Source organism: Nostoc sp. FACHB-888 (assembly GCF_014696655.1).
In the GTDB taxonomy this organism is placed as follows: domain Bacteria; phylum Cyanobacteriota; class Cyanobacteriia; order Cyanobacteriales; family Nostocaceae; genus Nostoc.
In genome coordinates, this window is record NZ_JACJQM010000217.1 from 1 (window position 1) to 6,264 (window position 6,264).

Annotated in this window: 6 protein-coding genes; 1 reads left to right on the plus strand and 5 read right to left on the minus strand. The window is 41.1% G+C overall.

The features are described 5' to 3' along the window. Nucleotides 1-472: 472 nt before the first annotated feature. From H6G26_RS37045 to H6G26_RS37060, 4 genes are read right to left on the minus strand one after another with little or no spacing between them, the layout of a single operon-like run. Nucleotides 473-988 carry a hypothetical protein gene (locus H6G26_RS37045; RefSeq protein ID WP_190736524.1) on the minus strand — a complete coding sequence of 172 codons (516 nt, stop codon included), beginning with the start codon at nt 986-988 and terminating at the stop codon, nt 473-475. Between the two features lie 51 nt (nt 989-1,039). Beyond that, the gene (locus H6G26_RS43375; protein ID WP_242054222.1) at nt 1,040-1,633 is read right to left on the minus strand and encodes a hypothetical protein; all 594 of its coding nucleotides are present in this window, start codon (nt 1,631-1,633) and stop codon (nt 1,040-1,042) included. A gap of 51 nt (nt 1,634-1,684) precedes the next feature. Beyond that, a complete protein-coding gene (locus H6G26_RS44410; protein WP_190736526.1) occupies nt 1,685-2,698 on the minus strand; it encodes a ParB/RepB/Spo0J family partition protein in 1,014 nt (337 codons plus the stop codon). Then, on the minus strand, nt 2,676-3,500 hold the full coding sequence (locus H6G26_RS37060; RefSeq protein ID WP_094333529.1) for a ParA family protein: 825 nt from the start codon (nt 3,498-3,500) through the stop codon (nt 2,676-2,678). Before H6G26_RS37060 ends, H6G26_RS44410 begins: the two co-directional genes overlap by 23 nt. Nucleotides 3,501-3,892: 392 nt before the next feature. On the opposite strand from H6G26_RS37060, the gene H6G26_RS37065 reads away from it, so the two are divergent. After that, a complete protein-coding gene (locus H6G26_RS37065; RefSeq protein ID WP_190736528.1) occupies nt 3,893-4,783 on the plus strand; it encodes an Rpn family recombination-promoting nuclease/putative transposase in 891 nt (296 codons plus the stop codon). A gap of 322 nt (nt 4,784-5,105) precedes the next feature. Here the strand turns inward: H6G26_RS37065 and H6G26_RS37070 are convergent, their stop codons facing one another. After that, complete coding sequence (locus H6G26_RS37070) at nt 5,106-6,176, minus strand: strawberry notch C-terminal domain-containing protein (RefSeq protein WP_242054223.1); 1,071 nt, start codon at nt 6,174-6,176, stop codon at nt 5,106-5,108. Nucleotides 6,177-6,264 lie beyond the last annotated feature (88 nt).

The following is a 6,264-nucleotide window of genomic DNA, read 5'->3' on the forward strand; positions in this document are numbered from 1 at the left end:
AACCGTTATCGAAACCCGCAGGAAAAATTTTTTGTAAGGTGTGAATGTTTGACATAGGCTCCAAGTAATACACTTTAATTTGTGAAAATTATCTGTTCAAGTGATCTGCAAGAGCAAGAGAAAGAAGAATAAAATAACTTTACTTTATTTCCCCAGACCCAAGAGTTTATCATAACCCCTTGGGGGCTAAGTGGGGTATAAAATGTGATCCAGTCAAATATACCCCATATAGCACCTTTATATACCCTATACAGGGGTCAAAATCTTACCAAAGTGTTGAACTATCGTTGGGGTATATAAAGCCCCCACATAGCCCCCAACAAGAATTTTTGAAATCTTTTTTATCAATGCAGCAGAAATTAAATTAGATCATTATTGACCGTTTGATTTATACTTTACTGTCAATAAGATTGTTGAAAAGCAATTCAGTCTTGATCTCTAACTTCTTGCTGAATACGTAACGAGTGGGTCACTACTTGCTGACAGGTTCAGCTTTCTCAACTGAATTATCATTCACACCCAAAGTCAATTGCAAAGGAGTTCTTTGAGGATAAGCTTTTACCACTTGTCGATAAACTTCATAGTTAGTAGGTAGCGTATTCTGTGCATTCCCCATTCCATAAGTCAATTTGTACTTTACATCTTTCACCAATTCGGGCTTGCCTGCCTCTTCTTGAGGTTTTTTGCGTTGTTCAACTTGTTCAACGCTTGGCCGTGGCGGTAAAGTCGGCCACCATAGCCCTCGATCATCTGGGCCAATTACTTCTCCCGGTGGTTTTACTCCATTTCGATTCAGCACCGAAGTAGTAGCAAAGGTTTCAATGCGGGGTCGTGGTTCATTAGTTAGGTTATTGGCATATTTAACTTGCCAGGTGTAACTGGTGAGTGCTGTAGCTTCATACTGTTCAGCAGTAGTAGTACTGCAACTAGTTAGTGTCAGTGCCGTTAGTGCAGTTATTATTGAGGGTAAAATTTTCAACTTTTGCATTATCAATCGTAAATATCTCTTGCCAATCACTCTTTAAGAGGTTGTGTGTCATCATTGCTGCCAAGGTGAAGGAATCGCTGTTGTTGAAACCACCTGACCCGTTGTTAATCTAATCGCCGTCTGCTCACAATTAGGACATTGGACTTTCACCTGAATTAGTGAAGGATGACCTTTGTATTCTCCCATTACTGGTTCCCCAGTAAACTCGCTAATTATTCCCTGCTGACAGTGCCAACACTCGAATACCACGCGCCCCACTTGTTTATCGCAGTCCAAAAACTGGATATGTTGACAGCGTTCTGGCGCTAACTCTTCTTCTTCATCGCTCTTTGTCAATTGACCCTGTTGCTTGGGCTGTTGCGGTAATTTAGATTTTCTCTTGTCAGCAGAAGTACGTTTGGCTTTACTTTTCTCTAAATGTTGCGGTTTTTCAGCAGCGTTTGTCTTTGACCTTACAAGAGGTATCACCTCTGCTTGGGCTGGCTGCTCAACTGACGGCAGATCAACACTGGGAGTAATGTCAGGCTGAGAGGTTGGCTGCTGTTTCTTTACTGGTCTATAAGCAACAAGGTCAAGCTTTGGGCTTTGATCGTTGGATTCGGCTTGTGGTAATGGTCTTTTTGACGGACGTTGAGTAGATTTCATGGACATCTTGATTTCAGTGGACTTGCCGAACTAGTAGTTTCCAATTTTCTGTTAATCCGCTAACAATGATTCTAGTTGTTCTAAAAGACTTGCAATTTTCTTAGCTTTTTTGGGATCTGACCACTGTGAAGACTTTAATATTTTCTGAGATATGTCTTGAAATTCTCTCTTCAAAGAAGGAGGCTCCTGATCCTTCGTCTCTTTGATCCAATCACGAATATCTGCTAAAGACAATTTCTCAGCAATCGCTTTTTTCAACAAACTAGCTCTCTTAGCTTTGTCTTTCAGTGTAGCGATCGCTCTAGCTTTAGTGTATTCTATTTGCCCAGAACGTAGTACTTCTATTACGTCAATTGGCATATTCAGTAGAGGTAGCCGACTGACGCGAAAGCTTTCTGGTGATAGCTTACCTACCGTCATAAAGACACTCTCTACAATCTCCCACTGCTTGCGGAAAACGTTTTCCGTGTTTTCATCTGACCACTCAACTTTCTTTTTATCTAAATGTGCTTTCCTGTTCAATAAAGCAATTACTTCTTTGACAGTACAATCCATTTGCCAGGAAAGTAAATTTAGTATTCCTTCTGTTTCCTCTATTGGATTTAAATCTTCTCGTTGTAAATTTTCCAATAAGGATAGCTTTAGAGCCGAAGCGTCATCAACGTTTAATATCAGAGCAGGAACTTCCATTAAGCCTGCATTTCGTGCCGCACGATAGCGACGCTCACCCGCAATCAATAAATACTTCCCATCCTGCTCAGGACGCAACCACAATGGTGATTGCACTCCCACTTCTTTGATAGAAGCAGTTAACGTTGCAAGTTTATCTATATCGAAATAACGGCGTACTTGTTCTGGATTGCAAACAATTTTATCAATTGGTACAGCGAATTTAGCAGTATTATCGTCAATGCTCTCACTTCTTGCTAGTGCTTGTAATTGAGCATTTAGTGATTCTAGTTCAGCAATACGCTGTTGCGATTGAAGTAATTGTTCTTCAAATTCTGCTACTTGTGCATTAGCAGAGAAATAGTCATAACTCTTATTTTGTCCTTTGGTTGTCACCCTTATCCTCCTGCAATATAGCTGATAATTCTTGGCAGATAGGATGAAGATCCTTGATAGCTTTATGTGTTGAGCGATGCAAATGCAAAGGGATGCCTTTTCCAGAAGCATTACTGAATTCGCAAGAGTAGCGGACGTGCGGATAACATTTTATCTTCAAAGGCGAAAGCATTTCTGGTAACTGACCGAGCAAATCCCTTTGCGCTGCTTCGCCACTGTCATACTTAGTAGGTACAAATCCTAGTATCTGGGGCTGGGGATTTAAGCGCAACTTTTTACAAGCCCCTCGGTACCAAGACAGCAAAACATTTGCCCCTGTTAATGATTTGGGACTAAGTTCAACAAGAATTAACATATGCGTAGCTACTGCCAGTGCGACATCATTGAGATTACCCAATGTAGCAGGACAGTCCAGAATCACCAGTTGGTGTGGCAAAGGAAAATCTTCAAACCTGTCTGCCAAAACATATTCCCGGCGATTACGAACTGCCAAATCTGACCCAACTTGAATCATTACTGGCCCACCCAAGCATATTTGTAATTTACCCTTCGGCTTTCCCCATTCTGGCATCAGTAAAGGCCAGTTACCATCAAAATCCTCGCTGAATACTGCGGCGATTGTTTGCTCTAATGGTGGGTCTTTGTCTAATCCACAAAACTGACTCATGGAAACGTTAGTATCTAAGTCGAGTAGCACAACGTCAAAGCCGCGCTTTGCCATTTCATAGCCAATATGAACAGCTAGTGTAGTTTTGGAAACTCCTCCGGCATTGGCTCCAATCCAGAGAACAACTTGTTTCATCTATTTGCAATTTCGTATGCTTGCGTTTTGTTATACTCTATCTTTCAAACGAAATCAAGTTCAACGCTCGTTATTCAGGCTCAAAAAGCAACTTGGAACTATACGGAAAACGTTTTCCGTCCCCAATAAATTTCATGTCGGGGTAAATATAGCGTAGCTGACACTAGGGGCAAGATAGGTGAAAAGCATTAGTGTATATGCTTTTTAACTATTATTTTTAGATAAATCGTCCAAGTTATGTTTGCTTCTTGTTAGACAAACCTGTAACAACAGAATAAGGGCTTTCGTTTTATCATTGGCATACTAAAAACCTCGGTTTTAGGTAAATTTGTACTATTTTGCCCCTGGTGTCAGCTACGCTATATCTGCCCCGTGTTGGAGGAGTTGCTAGAATGATTGACCATGACAGGCTTTTCAAAGAATTAATATCTACATTTTTTATTGAGTTTCTCGATTTATTCCTGCCTCAAGTAGCCAGCCAAATAGACCGCGATTCTATCCAGTTTTTACCCCAAGATGTATTTACTGATGTCACATCTGGCGAAAAGAAAGAAATTGATTTACTGGTGCAGGTGCGTTATCAGCAACAAAAAACTTATTTTTTAATTCACGTTGAAAATCAGTCTTATACTGAGTCAGAATTTGCCAAACGGATGTTTAAGTATTTTGCACGCTTGCATGAAAAATATGATTTACCAATTTATCCAGTTGTGATTTTCTCCTTCGACGAACCAAAACGTGCTGAATCTCAAAATTATCGTGTCACGTTTCCTGATTTAAAGGTGCTGGAATTTCAGTTTGCAGCAATTCAATTAAATCGTCTGAGTTGGCGGGATTTTTTAACGCAACACAATCCAGTGGCGGCAGCGTTGATGGCGAAGATGAATATTGCAGTGTCAGAACGTCCGCAGGTGAAGGCGGAATGTTTGCGGTTACTGACAACTTTAAAGTTAGATCCAGCAAGAATGCAATTAATTTCGGGGTTTGTTGATACTTATTTGCGGCTTGATGATACTGAGAAGCAGGTTTTTCAAGCGGTGATTAGTACAATGGGATTAGATGAACGGGAGGAAGTTATGCAGATTGTAACAAGTTGGCAACAAGAAGGTGTGGAAATCGAAAGAAAGGAAACAATTTCGACGCTTTTAAAAGTACGTTTTGGAAATTTAGATAGTGAGTTAGAGGCAATTATTCCTCAGTTAATGCAGTTATCTAGGGAAGAATATCTTGGCTTACTTTTACAGGCTGACCGTAAAGAATTATTATTGCGGTTTCAAAGATAATCGTAATTTAATAAAAGCGGGTGTGCTATTTAGTATATTTACAGAATCTTTTTTGCTACTTCAGTTCAACTCAATATTATGACTGCTAATATGGTGTCCATTATGTATGTGATGTCTCATGTTTCCTGTGAAGTAATCGCTCCCTCTCTAAAATCATAACTTCTAGCTCACTGGCACGTTCTTCTGAAAGTGGAAATATCTCCTCCCCCGTCTTTAGATTACCTCGACAAATCGTCCGCTTACCTTCATTTCGGACAAAAATCACACTCTTGTTTGAGCGAAAAATAAGCTGATGTATCTAATGAATACATCAGCTTTTGACTTATCCCAAGATTTCAATCACAGCCGCTAGAATAGCTGGCGCTTTGTCTGAAACCGGAATGAATAGGCGCTTTTGCCAGTTGATGATCTCGGTGAAACATCCAACAGCTAAGAGTCGCTCTGCCAGTGAGATAGCATTGACTAGTTCTATGCGAGGTTCTGCGGCAATGTAAGAACGCCGTAAAGTTACGCCACCCGGTAACTGCTGGGAATAGCCTTCGTTCAGTACCAGCTTCACAAGTTCTTCTGGAGAAAGCACCTGATTTCTTAGTCCAAGTTGTTCGCGCACGGTTTGAATGTCGTGAGCATTCACCACTCGACCGAGAATCTTTTGTCCATCGCTGGTTTGCAAGCGGAAGACTCGACTATTCTGCTGTGGCAGGATTTTCCAGATGGGTAGGAGAATACCAGTTACCAAATGCAGGTAATCGGTTGTGAACTTGGGTAATTCGTTTACTTCAGTAGACCAAGCAGCAGTAAACGCATCAATAGAAACTTGCTGCCAAGTGGAAGATTCCAAGTCTTGGACTGGTACGCGAGTTTCTTTCTGTGGACGAATCAGCAAAACTCTTGGGACAACTCCACCATCAGCGTCGTAGATACTATGCGTCGGAATTGACACAGCAGCATGACCAGACTTGGAGTTGATCATGAGCCTTCCAAGATATTGAGTGGCGAACTCAACCATTTCTTGAGCCGTTCTGATGTGGTTCTTTCGGGTGCGTTCCACTTTCAAGTAATTGGTGACGCTACCAGTTTGAGCATGAGTGTACACAGCTTCCTGGCTCTCAACAGTAAAGCGTTCAGCCCGTAAAGTTTCTACACCCATCTCATAGACCCCAGCCGCGATCGCTGCTTCAATCTGCTGACTTAGCAACAACTCAAAACGCTCGAAAATGATGTTTTGCATATCGATGCGTAAAGCCAGCAGCCGATTGAGGAATTGCCGCAATGGGGGCAAGTCGATTTTCATCCCGCCTTCATGAGAGGTTAAGCTAAGTCCAGTCATTTGCTCGAACTTTCCTAAAGGCACTTCAAAAAATCGACCTTGGAAAATCTGCTTAGGCATCATGTAAAAATAAGTTGTACAAAATTTATTTGGAATAGCTTGCTAAATCTAGCTTTCGCACAAAAATTGTTCAGGTTATTTTTACACAAAT

Excerpts from the sequence above, each read along its gene's own strand:
- H6G26_RS37045 (WP_190736524.1), bottom strand. The coding sequence starts at position 988 with ATGCAAAAGTTGAAAATTTTACCCTCAATAATAACTGCACTAACGGCA.
- H6G26_RS43375 (WP_242054222.1), bottom strand. The coding sequence starts at position 1,633 with ATGAAATCTACTCAACGTCCGTCAAAAAGACCATTACCACAAGCCGAA.
- H6G26_RS37060 (WP_094333529.1), bottom strand. The coding sequence starts at position 3,500 with ATGAAACAAGTTGTTCTCTGGATTGGAGCCAATGCCGGAGGAGTTTCC.
- H6G26_RS37065 (WP_190736528.1), top strand. The coding sequence starts at position 3,893 with ATGATTGACCATGACAGGCTTTTCAAAGAATTAATATCTACATTTTTT.
- H6G26_RS37070 (WP_242054223.1), bottom strand. The coding sequence starts at position 6,176 with ATGATGCCTAAGCAGATTTTCCAAGGTCGATTTTTTGAAGTGCCTTTA.